General features: G+C 61.3%; 12 protein-coding genes and 1 pseudogene. 4 read left to right on the top strand and 9 right to left on the bottom strand.

The window, feature by feature from the left end:
• Nucleotides 1-13: 13 nt before the first annotated feature.
• A pseudogene (locus tag RI444_RS01880) lies at nucleotides 14-412 on the top strand (helix-turn-helix domain-containing protein); the annotation flags it as partial.
• 454 nt (nucleotides 413-866) lie between these two features.
• Here the strand turns inward: RI444_RS01880 and RI444_RS01875 are convergent.
• Genes RI444_RS01875 through uxaC form a run of 6 tightly spaced genes read right to left on the bottom strand, consistent with a single transcriptional unit; the run spans nucleotide 867 to nucleotide 6,897 of the window.
• Nucleotides 867-1,334, bottom strand: a complete 468-nt coding sequence (locus RI444_RS01875) for a MarR family winged helix-turn-helix transcriptional regulator (RefSeq protein ID WP_179012050.1) — start codon at nucleotides 1,332-1,334, stop codon at nucleotides 867-869.
• A 57-nt stretch (nucleotides 1,335-1,391) separates the two neighbouring features.
• A complete protein-coding gene (locus RI444_RS01870) occupies nucleotides 1,392-2,273 on the bottom strand; it encodes a 2-hydroxy-3-oxopropionate reductase (protein ID WP_179012052.1) in 882 nt (293 codons plus the stop codon).
• 50 nt (nucleotides 2,274-2,323) lie between these two features.
• Nucleotides 2,324-2,833: a gluconokinase gene (locus tag RI444_RS01865; protein WP_242703161.1), complete on the bottom strand. Its 510-nt coding sequence runs from the start codon at nucleotides 2,831-2,833 to the stop codon at nucleotides 2,324-2,326.
• Nucleotides 2,823-4,052, bottom strand: coding sequence for a D-mannonate dehydratase ManD (manD, locus tag RI444_RS01860; RefSeq protein WP_207605202.1), 1,230 nt, complete (start codon nucleotides 4,050-4,052; stop codon nucleotides 2,823-2,825). Before manD ends, RI444_RS01865 begins: the two co-directional genes overlap by 11 nt.
• 32 nt (nucleotides 4,053-4,084) lie before the next feature.
• A complete protein-coding gene (locus RI444_RS01855; RefSeq protein WP_179015300.1) occupies nucleotides 4,085-5,503 on the bottom strand; it encodes a mannitol dehydrogenase family protein in 1,419 nt (472 codons plus the stop codon).
• The gene (gene uxaC / locus RI444_RS01850) at nucleotides 5,500-6,897 is read right to left on the bottom strand and encodes a glucuronate isomerase (RefSeq protein WP_179015299.1); all 1,398 of its coding nucleotides are present in this window, start codon (nucleotides 6,895-6,897) and stop codon (nucleotides 5,500-5,502) included. The genes RI444_RS01855 and uxaC overlap by 4 nt, the downstream gene beginning before the upstream one ends.
• Before the next feature lie 198 nt (nucleotides 6,898-7,095).
• Between uxaC and RI444_RS01845 the strand changes: the two genes are divergently transcribed.
• The 3 genes from RI444_RS01845 (at nucleotide 7,096) to RI444_RS01835 (ending at nucleotide 11,221) form a co-directional block, all read left to right on the top strand.
• Nucleotides 7,096-8,151 (top strand): LacI family DNA-binding transcriptional regulator, encoded by a 1,056-nt coding sequence (locus RI444_RS01845; protein WP_242703162.1) that lies wholly within the window; start codon nucleotides 7,096-7,098, stop codon nucleotides 8,149-8,151.
• Between the two features lie 301 nt (nucleotides 8,152-8,452).
• Entirely contained in the window at nucleotides 8,453-10,243 is a 1,791-nt protein-coding gene (gene uidA, locus RI444_RS01840) for a beta-glucuronidase (RefSeq protein WP_207605203.1), read from the top strand.
• 153 nt (nucleotides 10,244-10,396) lie between these two features.
• Nucleotides 10,397-11,221 (top strand): SDR family NAD(P)-dependent oxidoreductase, encoded by an 825-nt coding sequence (locus tag RI444_RS01835; protein WP_179015293.1) that lies wholly within the window; start codon nucleotides 10,397-10,399, stop codon nucleotides 11,219-11,221.
• 74 nt (nucleotides 11,222-11,295) lie between these two features.
• Here the strand turns inward: RI444_RS01835 and RI444_RS01830 are convergent, their stop codons facing one another.
• The 3 genes from RI444_RS01830 to RI444_RS01820 form a co-directional block, all read right to left on the bottom strand.
• A complete protein-coding gene (locus RI444_RS01830) occupies nucleotides 11,296-12,723 on the bottom strand; it encodes an MFS transporter (protein WP_179015290.1) in 1,428 nt (475 codons plus the stop codon).
• A gap of 333 nt (nucleotides 12,724-13,056) precedes the next feature.
• Nucleotides 13,057-13,836, bottom strand: a complete 780-nt coding sequence (locus tag RI444_RS01825) for an alpha/beta fold hydrolase (protein WP_179015288.1) — start codon at nucleotides 13,834-13,836, stop codon at nucleotides 13,057-13,059.
• A gap of 165 nt (nucleotides 13,837-14,001) precedes the next feature.
• Complete coding sequence (locus RI444_RS01820; protein WP_207605204.1) at nucleotides 14,002-15,540, bottom strand: ABC transporter substrate-binding protein; 1,539 nt, start codon at nucleotides 15,538-15,540, stop codon at nucleotides 14,002-14,004.
• Nucleotides 15,541-15,547 lie beyond the last annotated feature (7 nt).

Genomic DNA, 15,547 nt, shown 5'->3' with positions numbered 1-15,547 from the left:
CAGGAGGCTCTCGTTGTCCTACGTTACCCATGCCAACGCCGATCTGACACCTAAGGCCAGGGCGAAGCTGGCCCGTTTGGTCGTTGAGGAGGGCTGGACGTTGCGCCGGGCCGCGGAACGTTTTCAATGCTCACCAGCGACGGCCAAGAAGTGGGTGGACCGCTACAGGGTCCGTGGTGAGGACGGCATGGCTGACGCGTCCTCCCGCCCGCGGCGGAGCCCGAAACGCACCCCCGTACGCACCGAACGCCGCATTGTGGGGTTGAGGTTCAATCGGCGGTGGGGACCGCACCGGATAGCGGCCCACCTGGGCTTGGCCCGCTCCACCGTCGGCAAGGTCCTGACCCGGTACCGGATGCCCCGGCTGGCCTGCCTGGCGGAAACGATACAGCCCACGCGAACGGAACTGCCAGATCGAGTGACAGTAAAACGCAGCGGATACAGCCAGAAGAACCGGCATTTTCCCACGTGAACACTGCCAGATTAACTGACAACGGACACCCGTCCGTCCACGATTCCGAGTTTGCCGCAAGCGTGACCGGCCATGTGAAACATGAACATTGCCGAGTGACGTTCAGCCCATTGGCTCACAGCAAGTAACGAAATGCAGTCCACCGCTTGATCGTCAAGATGCAGTCATCGTTATGTCTGGCGCTAAAGGTTGGCTTTCGTTTTGCGGATACTATGCGGAATCTGGCTTTGGCGCCGCAGGCTATACATACCAATTTTCCCCGGTGTAGGGCGCGGGATTTGTCGTCCATGCTGATGTATTGCTGAATGGTTATGTCACTGTTGTTCTTAAGACACAGCACCCTGTTCATTGGATTGTACTTATTGCTGTGGCTGTTTCCCCGGAGGCGTCAGCGCTAGGCATTGTGTCTTGCCCCTGCGTAGGCGGGTTTCAGTAGTGATCCGGTTAAGTGATTCAACCTCTCGATCGTTTGCAAAGCCTCATCTTCCTCCCAATCTTGAAGGTGTTTTTTGAAGATCGCAGAGCGCTCTTCCTCAATGAGCTGCAGTTTGCTGGCACCCCTCGGCGTGATGGCAACGAGCTGGGCCCGTCCATCTTTGGGATCCCTCCTCCGGGTCACTAGGCCTTGGTCCTCCAGCTCGGCAATGTGTCGACTGAGGACCGGATTGCCAATACCTAGACTCGATGCCAGGCCGGTTGCCCGGCACTCGCCCTCGCCTACGAGGCGAAGGACGAAGTGCAGAGCGGCTCCCAGACCTTCCCTGCGGGAGCTGAAGTTTGTAGCGGCAATGCAGCGGACAGCGCGCTGAAGGTCCAGAACCTCATTCACAAGGCGTGTTGCTGTCGTCGGGGCGAGTGCCATACGAGTTCCTAAAGAAGGTGGCGACGATTCGTATCGTCCGCGACCTTTGAGAGTTCTTTATTGGTTGCGGCCGCTGAGCTGGAGGACCTGCTTGAAGAGGCCCGAGTGGTCCAGGCCGCCGTCGCCTTGGTTGACGGTTGCGGCGACGAGCTGCGCGACGACGGCGCCGAGCGGGACGGCGACGTTGGCTTCGCGGGCTGCGGAGGTGACGATGCCCAGGTCCTTGTGGTGGAGGGCGAGGCGGAAGCCGGGGTCGAAGTTGCGGTCGAGCATCTTCTGGCCCTTCTGGTCCAGGACCTTGGAGCCGGCCAAGCCGCCGCCGAGGACCTTCAATGCTGCGTCGGTGTCGACGCCGTAGGCCTCGAGGAAGGCGATGGCCTCGCCGAGGACCTGGATGTTGACGGCCACGATCAGCTGGTTGGCTGCCTTGACGGTCTGGCCGGAGCCGGACGGGCCCACGTGGACGATGGTCTTGCCCACTGCGTTGAGGACATCCTGTGCTGCCTCAAAGTCTGCTGCGTCGCCGCCGACCATGATGGAGAGAACGGCGTCGATGGCGCCCTGTTCGCCGCCACTCACGGGGGCATCCAGTGGCCGGATGCCGGCTTCACGGGCGTCGTCGGAGAGGCGCTTGGCCACGTCCGGGCGGATGCTGGAGGCGTCGATCCACAAGGTGCCCTTCTTGGCGTTGGCGAAGACGCCGTCCTTGCCGGTGACTACACCCTCAACGTCCGGGGAGTCCGGGACCATGGTGATGACGACGTCGGCGTCCTTGACTGCGTCTGCGATGCTGCTGGCACCCTGGCCGCCTTCGGAGACGAGCTTGTCGATCTTGTCCTGGCTGCGGTTGAAACCGGTGACCGTGTGGCCTGCCTTGACGAGGTTGATGGCCATGGGCAGGCCCATGATTCCGAGGCCGATGACTGCAACGTTGCTCAACAGTGTTCCTTTGATTATGAAAGATCGTGGCTTCTTTGAAGGGGATTAGATTAATTCGGTTGTGTCGATGAAAACGCGAAGGCTTCGTCGACGACCTGAGGAAAAGAGATTGCGGTGCTTAGCAGGATTCCGTTCTCGTCGTTTTCCAAAGGCTCCAGAGTTGCGAGTTGGGAATCCAGAAGCGACGGCGGCATGAAGTGGCCGGGCCGGTTGTTCATGCGTTCGTTCAGGAGTTCGCGGGTTCCGTGCAAGTGTACGAATGCCACGGTCGGGTCGCCTTGGCGGATGGTGTCGCGGTAGGCACGTTTGAGGGCGCTGCACGCGATCACAAGCGGAGCGTCCGACGTCGAGAATCGCCTGCCGATTTCGGCCAGCCACGGTGCCCGGTCGGCATCGTTCAGGGGTGTGCCGGCGGCCATCTTGTCGATGTTCGCCTGCGGGTGGAGGGAGTCGCCGTCCAGGAATTCCGCGCCGAGCCGTTCGGCCAAGGCAACGCCGATGGTGCTCTTGCCGCACCCGGCGACGCCCATGACCACCACGTGAGTCGGTTTACCAGTCATGAACGGTGCCGTCCACGAGGCGGTTGTAGGGCAGGTAGGCCTGCTGGTATGGGTAGGCCGCGGCGGCTTCTTCGTTGAATTCGACGCCGATGCCGGGGTTCTCGCCCGGGTGCAGGTAGCCGTCCTTGAAGGTCATGGACTGCTGGAAGACCTCGTTGGTCTTGTCCGAGTGCTGCATGTATTCCTGGATGCCGTAGTTGTGGATGGCCAGGCCCACGTGCAGCTGCGCGGCGAAACCGACCGGGGAGATGTCCGTGGGGCCGTGGAAGCCGGACTTGATCTGGTACTGGGCGGCGAAGTCCATGACCTTCTTCAACGGGCTGATGCCGCCGAAGTGGGTGGACGCGGCACGGACGTAGTCGATCAGCTGTTCCTTGATCAGGGTCTGGTAATCCCACACGGTGTTGAAAATCTCGCCGATGGCCAGCGGGGTGGTGGTGTGCTGGCGGACCAGTCGCAGTCCTTCCTGGTTCTCGGCCGGGGTGCAGTCCTCAAGCCAGAACAGGTCATACGGTTCCAAGGCCTTGCCGAGCTTGGCCGCCTGGATGGGGGTCATGCGGTGGTGGCCATCGTGCAGCAACGGGATTTCGGGGCCGAACTCGTTCCGCACGGCTTCGAAGACGGACGGCAGGTGGCGCAGGTACGCGCGGGTGTCCCAGTCTTCTTCCTGCGGGAACGCTCCACGGCCGGCGGGTTCGTAATCGTAGCGTTCACCGGAGGCCTGGGCCTGGGCGGCTACACCGTACACGGCCTTGATACCGGGAACAGCGGTCTGGATACGGATGGACTTGTAACCCAGCTCCAAGTGCTCGCGCACCGAATCAAAGAGCGACGGGATGTCCGAACCCGACGCGTGCCCGTACGCCCGCAACCCATTACGCGAGGCGCCGCCCAGGAGCTGGTAGACCGGCATTCCGGCCATCTTGCCCTTGATATCCCACAACGCCATGTCGACGGCGGCAATCGCGGCCATGGTCACCGGGCCACGGCGCCAGTACGAGGAGCGGTACAGGAACTGCCAGGTGTCCTCGATCCGGTGCGGGTCCTTGCCGATCAGCAACTGGGCAACGTGCTCGTTCAAGTAAGCGGCGACGGCGAGTTCCCGGCCATTGAGCGTCGCGTCACCGATGCCGGTCACACCGTCTTCGGTGGTGATCCGCAGGGTAACGAAGTTGCGGGACGGGCTGGTCACAAAGACATCAGCAGCGATGATTTTCATGGCATGGTTCCTTCCGTGTGCGTGTCGCCGCCTTAGCGGCCCGCGTGGTCAAAAGCGGAATCATCCGCGGGGAAAGCAGTAGCAAAAGCGGTTTGCAGAGCATCGATCGATGCAACGAGCTCAGTGTTGGTGGCAAGCTCCGGGTCTAGTAGCGCTACCAGAGCGGTGGTACGTTCTTTGCCTTTGAGGGCATTGACGGAGTTGATCTCAGCAGCGAGCGGGTCCTGGGGTCCGCTGGTTGTTGACGAGAGGTACCCGAGCCAAGCGGCAATCGCTCGTGCTGCTCCGTACCCGGGTCGGCCAGCGGCTCGTTCGGCGTTCAGAACGGGCAGGGCCCGCATACGCAGTTTCGTGGTGCCATCCATTGCGATCTGTGCAAGGTGATGCGCGATGCGGCTATTGCCGAATCGTTCCAGCAACGCGGCCCTGTAGGCGGAAACATCTAAGCTTGCCGGGAGGTGCCGGGAGGCTTCGTCCCAGAATTCCTCAACTGCAACTCGGCATATTGGGTCGTCTAGCGCCTGAGCCACGGTCTGGTGTCCGCGGGACAACCCTGAGTACGCCAGGATGGAGTGCGCGCCATTGAGCAGCCACAGTTTGCGGTTCTCGTACGGTTCTATGTCGTCCACGAACAGGGCCCCGGCGTCTTCCCATCGCGGCCGCCCGGCAGGGAACGAGCCGCTGAGCACCCAGTTATGGAACGGCTCAGTGACTACGGGCGCAGCGTCGAGGTATCCACAGGAGTCGGCTACCAGGGCGATGTCTTCCGGAGTGGTCCGTGGGGTGATGCGGTCCACGGAGGTACTGACGAAGCTGACGTTCGCGTCAATCCATTCCGCCAGCCCGGCGAATGGACCATCTTGTCCCGGAGGCCACGCGGCGAGGAGGAGGACAGCGTTGCGGGTGACCTCGCCGTTGTGGGCCAGGTTGTCGCAGCAGACAACGGCGAGTGGTCCCGCACCTGCTTTCCTACGGGCGTTCAGCGCCAGGACGAGGCGTCCCAGTGCAGAGGAAGATTCCAGATCTCCGCCGTTGGCTGGGTCGATGGCATACGCTGCCTCGGTGATGGTCAAGGTGATTACTGCCGTTTGTGGGGATCCCACCAGTTGCATCAGACGTTGCAGGTCTGCCCCGTCGATGGCCTCGGTGATGCTGGCGACTAGCTCGAAGTCGTCTCCCTCACAGGAACGGCGCACTAGCGTAAAGAGGCCGTCCTGGGCTGACAACGTGTCCGCGGCGTCGGGCCTGCGCCCGGTGAAGGAGGCGATGCCCCACTCCCCCGCGTCGCCGGCGTGCTGGGTGTACCAGGCCTGGTGGGAGCGGTGGAACGCGCCGAGGCCCAGGTGGACAATTCGTACGGGGGCCGCAGTTGGGGCTCCGTCTAGTTTTCGAGTAAGCCGAGGTGCTGGCTGGTTTGCCCCCGGCGCCGTGATCTGGTAGTCGATGCTCATAGTTTGAACACCCGCCGTGGGGAGCCGTCAACGATGTCGAGGATCAGTTCGTGGGCGCGGTCCTCGCTAATGCGGTGCTCGGCAACGAGGCGGGCGAGGAACGACGCTTCGATCCTGCGCGATGCATCGTGCCGGGCGGGGATGGAACAGAACGCCCGGGTGTCGTCGATGAAGCCGGAAGACCTCGAGAAGCCTGCGGTTTCGGTGACGGCCGAGCGGAACCGCAACATGGCATCCGGGGCATCAAGGAACCACCAAGGCGCGCCCAGGTATACGGACGGGTAGAATCCTGCCAGCGGCGCCAATTCCCGTGAGAACACTGTCTCGTCCAGGGTGAACAGCACCAAGTGGAAGTCCTTGGCGGTACCGAAATCCTGCAGCAGCGGGCGGATGGCCTCGGTGTAGTTGATGGCGAACGGGATGTCGTGCCCGGTGTCGGCGCCGAAGGCCTCGAAAGTGGGGCCGTGGTGGTTGCGGTAGGAGCCCGGATGGATGGTCATCACCAAGCCGTCTTCCACGGACATCCGCGCCATCTGATACATCATGTGGGCCTCGAATGCGTCGCGGTCCTCGGCTGTGGCGTTGCCGGCGCGGGCCTTCTCGAAGAGGGCCTCGGCTTCGGCATCGTCCAGCTTGAGCGTCGCCGGGGTGCGGACGCCATGGTCCGCGGACACCGCGCCATGCTCCACGAAATAACGACGGCGGTTTTCCAGGGCTGCGATGTAGCCGGCGTAGCCAGTGCCGCCGTCGGCTGCGGTTTCGATCAGCCGTTCCACGTTCGAGGCCCACGAGGGGTGGGCGATGTTGAGGTAGGCGTCCGGACGGAACGTGGGTAGGACGCGGCCGTTGAAGGTTGGATCCTCGGTCAAGGCCTTGTGGCTGGCCAGATTGTCCAGGGGGTCATCGGTGGTGGCCAGGACCTCGATGTTGAAGTCCTTGAACAACTGCCGGGGGCGGAAGTCCGGCTCCACAAGCTTGGCGGAAATCGCGTCATAGCTGGCATCGGCGGACAGCTGGCCCAGGTCTGCACCGAGCTTGAACACCTGCTCGAACTGGGTGCGGAGCCAGTATCCGGAGGCGGTGCCATCGAAGAGCGGCCAGGCCTCCACGAACCGGCGCCAGACTCCGCGCGAATCCTGGGAGTCACCGGCGTGGAGCTCCCCCATGGGCACACCGTCCGCATGAATCAGGCGGGTGACGTAGTGGTCCGGGCTCACCAGCAGCGCGGCGGGATCGGGAAACGGCGTGTTCTGTTCGATGACGGCGGCGTCAACGTGGCCGTGCGGCGAGATGATGGGCAGGTCCTGGACCAACTCCAGAAGCGACCTAGCGATGCGGCGCACACCGGAATCAGCCGGAAGAAGCCGGTCAGGGTGTGTAAGAGGCGTGGACATGCTTCCATGCTTGCTCAGGGTGACCCACCGTGTCAACCGGTTGCCATTCAGTCGAAATACGCGAGTCTTCGTCAAGACCCGCACATTTGCACATACAGACGCGGGGTTACTGGACTGCCAGTGAACGCGTCCGCGTGTGGTGTGGGGGCTGGTTGGCAACCGCTTGATTTTCGAGCTTCTCTTGTCCATGCTGTAGATGTGACTGAACTATCACCCCCCGCGGCGGAATTGAAGACGTTAGGCGGCGATGCCGAGACCAGGCCGCAGAAGGCCAACGCCACCATCTACGACATCGCCAAGCTGGCGGGAGTCAATCCCTCAACGGTGTCCAGGGCTCTTAGTAAACCTGGGAGGGTCAGTGTTCATACGCGCAAGCTGGTCGAGGAGGCTGCGGCGGAGCTTAATTACCAAGCAAATCCTTTTGCGAAAGCGCTCCCTACCGGGAGGACTAGTACCATCGGCTTGATTGTCACCGACATCGCCAACCCGACGTTCTTCGGAACGATACGAGGGACCGAATTCACAGCTGCGGATCATGACTATTCGGTGATTCTGGCTGAATCAGCCGAGTCGGCTCGGAAGGAGAGGTCCGCGGCCCAGCGCATGCTGGCGAGTGTGGATGGCCTGATTCTGGCGAGCCCGCGGATGGATGACGATCACATCAGGCAGTTGTCCGAAGAGAAGCCCGTCATAGTAGTCAATCGCGATGTTCAGGGAATCACGTGCGTTGTACCGGATGTGGAGAAAGGGTTGGGGGAAGCAGTGCGTCACCTCGCCCTGAACGGACATCAGAAGGTTACTTTCATCGCCGGCCCGGAAGCTTCCTGGATGTCCGGCCGACGTTGGTTGGGTGTGAAACAGGCCTGTGAATGGTCCCGCATTGAAGCAGTGAAGCTGAACTCGGCCAGTCCAACAATCAAAGGCGGACGCGCGGCAGCACGAACCATAGTCGGCAGCGGGACGACAGCAGTCATTGCCTACAACGACCTCCTCGCCATCGGGCTGTTGCACGAACTTCAAGCCGCTGCCTACGTCGTTCCGGACCAAGTTAGCATCATAGGCTTTGACGACATTTTCGGCGCCGATTTCACCACCCCTGCATTAACAACGGTGCGAGCACCAATGGAAGCGTGTGGAGTGGAGGCCGCAAGCCTGTTGCTGAGGGCCCTAAAAGGAACCGAGAAAGGCCCCTCGACGCACTACATCGACACCGAACTCGTCGTCAGGGGCTCCACCGGGAAACTTACAACCTGACCGCAATACCCACCCAGCGCCGGACCTCACGGCCGGTCAGGACGCTGTTCAAACCGTAGGTCACGACATGTTCGCTGGACAACCGCTTGCAGTTGGTCGGCTCGCGCATATGCAGCTTGCCTCTGGGCGGGTTTCTTCTGCCTAGTCGCATTAAGAGGCCGCTTCTTCGGGTTCAGCATCAATGTGATGTGAATCACATCAACCCGCTCTCGAAACAGTAAACTAAATTCGGCTATGCTTCTGGCAACCGCTTGCATTTGCCTACGGCAACCGATGACAACCAACAGTCAGGAATCAATCAATGTTGAAACCCCAAGCCTCAGGTACCCGCGATCTTGTCAATCTGGACGGGATTTGGCGGTTCGCCTTGGATGACAGCGACTTGCGGGACCCGTGGTGCGCGCCGCTTCCCGGCTCGCTCGACGTGGCAGTTCCATCCAGTTACAACGACCTTTTCCTCGATCCCGCAATCCGCGACCATGTCGGGTGGGTCTGGTATCAGCGAGACGTCTTCGTGCCGCAGGGTTGGGACACCAAGAGGACGGTCATTCGCTTCGATGCGGCTACTCACCACGGCAAGGTCTACGTCAACGACGCCCTTGTTGTAGAGCATGTCGGGGGTTACACCCCCTTCGAGGCGGATATCAGCGACCACGTTGAGCCGGGAACCTCGTTCCGGCTGACCGTAGGTGTGGACAACGAACTATCGATCCATACCATCCCCCCTGGACATGTCAACGTCGTGGATTCGGGCAAGCGCAGGCAAAGTTACCATCACGACTTTTTCAACTACGCCGGGCTGGCCCGTTCCGTGTGGCTCACAGGCATCCCGGAAACACGAGTGGACGACATCACCGTCACAACGGACCTTGATGGCAACGCAGGGCTCGTACGCTACACAGTGGCTACTACTGCGCCTTCAGAGGTCCACGTGGTACTTCGTGATGAAGACGGCGCCGAAGTCGCTCGGGGAGAAGGCCCCGGAGGAGTCCTTCGCATCGACGAGGTGAAGCTGTGGCAGCCGGGGGCCGCCTACCTGTACAACCTTGAGGTCGCCCTTTACGAGGAGGGAAACCTGGTTGATTCCTACGCCCAGACGGTCGGAGTGCGAACCATTGAGGTCACAAAGGACCAATTCCTCATCAACGGCAAGCCGTTCTATTTCACAGGGTTCGGCAAACATGAAGACACCCCGGTCCGAGGCAAGGGCCACGACAACGCGTACTTGGTCCACGATTTCGAGCTGATGAAATGGATTGGTGCCAACTCCTTCCGCACCTCGCACTATCCCTACGCTGAGGAGGTCCTCGAGTACGCGGACCGGCACGGAATCGTCGTCATCAATGAAACTGCCGCGGTCGGTTTCAACCTGGGGGTCTCGGGCGGCATGACGGCTAAGAATCCACCGCCCACGTTCTCGCAGGAGACACTTGGCGATGAAATGCAGGAAACCCACGCGCAGCACCTGCGCGAACTGATCGGACGCGATAAGAACCATCCCAGCGTTGTCATGTGGTGCATCGCCAACGAACCGGCAAGCCAGGAAGACGGAGCATATGAGTACTTCGCTCCCCTGGCGGAACTCGCGCGGAAGCTAGACCCGAGCCGCCCCATCACCTACACTGCCTGGCTTCTGGCAAACGCCAGGAATGACCAGATCGCTACCTTGTTTGATGTCATAGGCATCAACCGTTACTTCGGGTGGTACATCGACAACGGAGATCTTGCATCGGCCGAAGTAAAGCTGGAAACAGACATCCGGGAATGGACCGAGAAATTCGACAAGCCGATCATGATGACCGAGTACGGAGCCGACACCATGGCCGGCCTGCACTCGCTCCAAGACATCCCTTGGTCGGAGGAATACCAAATCGCCTACCTGGAAATGAACCACCGGGTCTTCGACAAGTTTCCCTCCTTCGTCGGCGAACAGGTCTGGAACTTCGCCGACTTCAGAACAACGCCGGGCATCCACCGGGTGGATGGGAACAAGAAGGGCATCTTCACCCGGGACCGGCGGCCCAAGGGCTCGGCCTTCTTCCTCCGCGGCCGGTGGACTGCGACGGGAACTGACAAACCCGGGCAGCGATAAGCCAAGAAACAGGGGTGCCGTTGACTGCAGCGGCACCCCTGCCCTTTTCCCTTGGACCTTAACCAGGGCGCACACCATCCAACACCGTCCTTCGAACACTGAAGGGCGGAGCCAACAAAACCGTGCAGCACACAAGAATAGGAATACGCACACATGAAGATTGAACGCGGTGACGTTTCCGTCATCACGGGGGGAGCCAGCGGGATCGGTTTAGGACTCGCCCAGGCAATGGCTGCCCGCGGCGGGCGCGTTGTCATTTCCGACATACGCGCCGACGCAGCCGAAGCGGCAGCTCTTGCCCTTCGCCGAACCGGGGCCGAAGCGGTGGCAGTGCCGGCCGATGTAGCCGACCCGGAATCAGTGGCAGCCTTGGCGGATGCGGCTCTTCAAGCTTTCGGCCGGGTCGATTTGCTGTGCAACAACGCAGGACTGGTCTCCCCTGCAGCACCGATGTGGAGCCAAAGTGCACAGACCTGGAGCACGATGATCGCAGTCAAAGTACTCGGTGTCGTGAACGGCGTGCGTGCCTTTGCCCCCTATTTCATCGAACAGCAGCGCGGACACATCCTCAACACGGCTTCCTCGGGCGGTTTGGCCCCATTGCCGGGGCGCTCCCCCTACACGGCGACCATGCACGCTGTCGTTGGTCTCACCGAAACATTGAACCTCGAACTCAGGCAGGCAGCCCCGGCAGTGGGAGCGACGGTGCTATGCCCTGGACTGGTGGACACCGCCATAGGCGCCAACTCGGCAGAACTAGGAGTCATTGAGGATAACCCGACCACGAGCATCCGCGAGATGGGGTTACCGTTCCTGACAGCGGCCGAAGTCGCTGAAGCTGCCCTTGCCGCCGTGGAGGGCAGCATCGTCCATGTCGCACCCGGGCAGGGTGTGGCAGAGCGCGCACGCAAACGTATTGATGACCTGATCGCAGACCTGGAACTGAGCAACGCCGCACACATTTCCACACATCGGTGAAAGATCCCCGAAGGCGGTACAACGCCTGAAGCCCGGACTGAATATCCAGTCCGGGCTTCACGCCGTCGTGCTGTTCATGACCGGATGGGTTTCCGGCGCGGAAGGAAAGCTGCCACACCCAGCGCGCCCAGGGCGCCGGCAGCTCCCACCGCCATCATCATCAGGAACGCCTCCCGTGAAGGGACCGGGGTGCCGTTCAGGTCCACGCTCATCTGGGCGAACACCAACCCCGCCAAGGCAGCAGAGAGGGACGTCCCAACTGAGCGCATCAGCGAGTTCAGGCCGTTTGCAGAAGCAGATTCCTCGGGAGGTACCGCACCCATGATTAGAGACGGCATGGCTCCGTAGGCAAGGCCAATGCCTGCGCCGACCATTACCGAGACAAGCACCAGCTGCCACAACGCACCCATCAGGAAGAAGCCAACGCCGTAGCCACCGGCAACTAGTACGGCTCCTGAAATCAGCGACCATTTAGGGCCCGCTGAAGCTGTAATCCTGGCCGAGAGGGGTGATACGGCCATCATTACCAGACCCGATGGAGCCATCACCAAACCCACGACCAGCATCGACTGGCCCAAACCGTACCCGGTTTCTGCCGGCAGTTGCAGAATCTGCGGCAGGCTCAATGACATGCACAGCATGGAGAACGCGAAGATCAGGGACGCGACGTTAGTCAAAAGCACCTGCCGGCCGCTGTTGGCCCTCAGGTCAACCAATGGTTTACCAATGCGCAGTTCCCAGAGGGTCCAGGCGATCCACAAAACCAGGCATCCGGCGCCCAGCGAGATCGTCACGGCAGAATACCAACCCCACACGCCACCCTTGGAGACTACCAACAGCAGCACGACAAGAGCTGCCGACATCAGCAAGGCACCGACGACGTCGAAGCGACCTCCGGACCTAACTCGCGACTCAGGCACAAGGGCCAGAACCAGGACGAAGGAGAGTGTTCCCAGTGCCGCAGCCACCCAAAACAACGTGTGCCAATCCAGGGCCTGGGCAATCACGGCCGCTACCGGCAATCCCAAGGCGCCACCAACACCAAGAGAGGCACTCATGGCAGCAGTTGCTCCCGGGACTCTGTTGGGTGGCAGTTCATCTCGCATGATGCTGATACCCAAGGGGATGACGCCCGCAGCCAGGCCCTGCAACGTCCTTCCCACGATCAGAGGTGCCAGGCTGTAGCTCACTGCACCAACCACCGAGCCCGCGATCAGCAGGCCCAGACTGATCAGCAACATTCGACGTTTACCGTACATGTCTCCGAGCCGGCCGATCGTGGGAGTAGCAACCGCGGCTGCAAGCAACGTCGCCGTCACAGCCCACGTGGCATCAGCTGCCGACGCTGTAAGGAACTCGGGGAGACGGGGCAGCAATGGAACGACCAAGGAGTGCATCAACGACACCACAATGCCAGCGAAAGCCAACACCACAACGATTCTGCTCCGCCCCTTGAAGGCACGCTGGCGTGAGAGCCCGTGGACGGGGGTCTGTATGGTCATCAATTTTCCCTAGAGATAGGCGGGCTGGATCGGTAGTGGTCAGACAGGCCGATGCGACCGGCTCGCTTTCCCTCATAGGGCGGGCGGGGAGTGATGAAGACTTTCGAATCGCAAAGTTCAACGATGCGCCGCCCCCCGTCCTGTCCAAGCACCCAAAAAAGTTCCATCGATGCGTGGACGGCTACGACCTCTCCACGCAGGCTGCTCGATCCGGAACGGGCTTCAATGAAGTCGCCGCAGGCAAGCTCCGCGCAGGAGCCCACAGGCGCGCCGATGCGTGTCTTACGGCTGGTGCGCGGGGCCTGTTCCGCGGGTACGCCTACCGGCGCGGCCTCAGTTATACGCGCGGACATGTTCAGAGACCAGACGGGCCACAAGTTCGGGTTCGGCTACCGGCGCGAGATGGGCTGTGTTGCGCAGGACTTCGTGCCGGGCTGAGGGGACCTTCCGGACGATCAGGTCCTGATCCGCCAACGGGTTGGCGGAATCAGCCTCACCGCTCAGGACCAGCAACGGAACCCTAATGCCGGGCAGATCAGCGGTAACGTCAGCTGCAGCGAGCACATCGCAGGCGAACGCGTAGCCGGTGGGATCGGTGGAAGCGAGCATCTTTCGATGCTGCTCGACCACGAAAGGTTGGCGCCGCTGGAACTCCGCGGTGAACCAGCGATCAATCACTTGGGGTACCAGAGGGGAGATGCCGGATTCCCGAACCTGCTTGCCCCTGTGGATCCACACATCCCGTGAAAATCGTGCAGCGCAGCACATCGCCGTGGCCGATTTCGTCCGCCCCGGCTCAAGAGCCGCAGCCCGCAAAGACACCAGACCCCCCAAGGAGACTCCTGCAATGTGGGCTTCCTCGATGTGCTCGGCGTCGAGGACATCGAAAAGGTCGCTGACAAGATCATCCAGCGTGAACGGGGAGTGTCCCTTCGGGCCTCCCCGGTCCCGCTGATCAAAACGAACAACGTCGAAGCCCTCATCGATCCTGGCAACCACCCGGTCCCACATACGCCCGGTAGTCGCCAGGGAGTTGACGAAAACAACGGTGCCAAGGGGGCGCACGGCACCTCGGTTGCGCTCGACTAGGACATTAAAGCTACCGCCACTCATGGGCTGGATCTCCTTATCGGAATAGGTCACGGGTCCGAGGTCCAGAAGTAGAACTTTTCGGAAGAATTGTGGGCAGGGCATTCCTGCGTGCGGGAAACGGCCGCTGGCCGGTGACGGCTGCAAGAGCCATCACCGGCCAGCGTCCTTTGAAGGTGGCAGTATCGGTTACTGGCCTGCGACTCCGAAGACACGAAGGTCAGGTACGGCGCTGCCGGTCCCCCGGTATTCGAGGCCGCTCTTCGTTGCCCAGTTGGTTTCGAGGGAGAAGAAAGGAGCAAGCCAAGCATTGTCGGTGGCGTAGTTGTTGATTTCCTTGTAAATCTCGCCCGCGCGGGTGGCGTCGGTCTCAGCTGCGACCTTTGTCAGGAGTTCGTTCATTTTGGGGTCTTCATACCGGAAGGGATTCTGGGAGCCGCTCTTGCTAAAGTACAGTGCGGTCGTGCGTGACGGTGCCGCTGTGCTGCCGACGTTGAAGTACATGCCCCACTTGGTGGTTTGGCCGGAACTTTGTGCAGGCACAGGTTCCCATTCCACCTTGATTCCAATATCGGCCAAAGCCTGGGTGATGCTGGCCTGGTAAGGCTGAACCACAACGTTTGCCGGCATCGTGAGGCTGAAACCGTCGGGGTAGCCTGCTTCCTTCAGGAGGTTGCGAGCCTTCTCAGGGTCGAAACTGTAGGCATTGTCCAACTCGGCGTCGTATGCCGGGGAGAGCTTGTTGAAGATCTGCTCAGTGGGCCGGCCTTTGCCGGAGACCAGCGCCTCCAGCATCTTCTTGCGGTCGAAGGCGTGGTTGATGGCTTGGCGGACCTTGACGTTGGCCAAGGGCTTGGCCACCTGTCCGGCCCTGTCGGCAATCACGATACCGGCGGTGGTGACATCCTCAACGCGGGTGATGGTAAAGCCATTGGACTCAACCTGCTTGGACTGGGCGGCGTCCACGGTGGTCCCGGCGTCAAGTTCTTTGGTAAGCAGGGCATTGAACAGGGCTGTACGGTCCGGAATGACACGAACGGTGACGGTCTTGAACGGATAGGCCTTGACGTTCCAGTAGTCATCGCGGCGCTTCAGAACATACTTCGTGCCGTCAACGGTGGCGCTGCGGTCCAGGATGTAGGGTCCTGATCCGACAGGGTCCAACGCGGTCCGGGCGTCATTGATGGTATCCGGGTCACCGATGGCTCCTGCACCGTAGGACAGGGCCACCAGCAGGTTGGGGTCGGGGCGGCTAAGGCCGAGGACCACTGTGTGGTCATCAGGTGCGTCCACCGAAGCGACCGCGGAAAGGTTGCTTTGCTGAGGACCTGCAGTGGTCATGGTGCGCTCAAGGCTGGTCTTGACGGCTTTGGATGTGACGGGGTCTCCGTCGCTGAACTTCATGTCATCGCGCAGTTTCAGGGTCAGGGAACGCGCGTCCGGGGAGAACTCCCAGCTCTTGGCGGCCCCGGGCTGAAGAACTCCGGCGTTGTCGCTGTAGATCAGCGTGTCATAGACCGCGCCCCAGACATACCTTTGCTGTCCGTCATGTAGCTGGGCAGGATCCATGGAATTCGGCGCGGCCTGCACACCGAACGTCAGGGTTGTAGGAGCTGCATCCCCTGAAGAAGACGGCTCATCTCCCCCGCACGCGGTGAGACTCAGGCTTGCGGCGAGAGCGATGGCTGCACTGCCCATCGCAGCTCGGTAAAAGCGTAGTTGTGGCATTGGAAAT

Source organism: Paenarthrobacter sp. AT5, from assembly GCF_032764245.1.
In the GTDB taxonomy this organism is placed as follows: domain Bacteria; phylum Actinomycetota; class Actinomycetes; order Actinomycetales; family Micrococcaceae; genus Arthrobacter; species Arthrobacter ureafaciens.
The sequence above is the reverse complement of the archived record's forward strand: the minus strand, read 5'-3'. Positions and strand labels throughout refer to the sequence as shown.

Bases quoted from the DNA above. Each gene is read 5' to 3' on its own strand.
- RI444_RS01875 (WP_179012050.1), bottom strand. From the start codon at position 1,334: ATGGCACTCGCCCCGACGACAGCAACACGCCTTGTGAATGAGGTTCTG.
- RI444_RS01865 (WP_242703161.1), bottom strand. From the start codon at position 2,833: ATGACTGGTAAACCGACTCACGTGGTGGTCATGGGCGTCGCCGGGTGC.
- manD (WP_207605202.1), bottom strand. From the start codon at position 4,052: ATGAAAATCATCGCTGCTGATGTCTTTGTGACCAGCCCGTCCCGCAAC.
- RI444_RS01855 (WP_179015300.1), bottom strand. From the start codon at position 5,503: ATGAGCATCGACTACCAGATCACGGCGCCGGGGGCAAACCAGCCAGCA.
- uxaC (WP_179015299.1), bottom strand. From the start codon at position 6,897: ATGTCCACGCCTCTTACACACCCTGACCGGCTTCTTCCGGCTGATTCC.
- uidA (WP_207605203.1), top strand. From the start codon at position 8,453: ATGTTGAAACCCCAAGCCTCAGGTACCCGCGATCTTGTCAATCTGGAC.
- RI444_RS01835 (WP_179015293.1), top strand. From the start codon at position 10,397: ATGAAGATTGAACGCGGTGACGTTTCCGTCATCACGGGGGGAGCCAGC.
- RI444_RS01830 (WP_179015290.1), bottom strand. From the start codon at position 12,723: ATGACCATACAGACCCCCGTCCACGGGCTCTCACGCCAGCGTGCCTTC.
- RI444_RS01825 (WP_179015288.1), bottom strand. From the start codon at position 13,836: ATGAGTGGCGGTAGCTTTAATGTCCTAGTCGAGCGCAACCGAGGTGCC.
- RI444_RS01820 (WP_207605204.1), bottom strand. From the start codon at position 15,540: ATGCCACAACTACGCTTTTACCGAGCTGCGATGGGCAGTGCAGCCATC.